Annotated in this window: 1 pseudogene; it reads right to left on the bottom strand. The window is 64.2% G+C overall.

Annotated elements, in window-relative coordinates:
- Positions 1-135: 135 nt before the first annotated feature.
- Positions 136-327 (bottom strand): annotated as a pseudogene (locus P2Q66_RS10525) (ABC transporter substrate-binding protein); the annotation flags it as partial.

The raw sequence follows: 327 nt of genomic DNA, 5'->3' as shown, positions 1-327 counted from the left end.
ACACAAGGGCTGTGGAGGCCGCCAGGAATCCGATGGTGATCCATTCGTACTTTTTGGCTTTGCGCAGGGCGTCCTGCTGTTCCTGCGGCAGTTCCGTGTGGCCGAACCGCACCGCAGTCCCGCTGCCGGGCGCGCTCATGCCGGGGCCGCCGCACTCTTCAGGAAGGTGTCCAGCTCCAGCAGGAACGCGTTTTCGCCCATCGGAACCAGCATGATGTGCTTGTGCAGTGATCCCCGCCCGTCCCTGGATTCAGTGTAGGGGCGCGTCAGGCCGGCATGCGTGGACCAAGGCGTCTTGTCATCCAGGCCACCGATCACCAGGTCCAG

The sequence above is a fragment of the Arthrobacter sp. Cr_A7 genome (assembly GCF_029222765.1).
Classification (GTDB): Bacteria; Actinomycetota; Actinomycetes; order Actinomycetales; family Micrococcaceae; genus Arthrobacter.
Note: the sequence above shows the minus strand (reverse complement) of the source record. Positions and strands in the feature narration are given on the sequence as shown.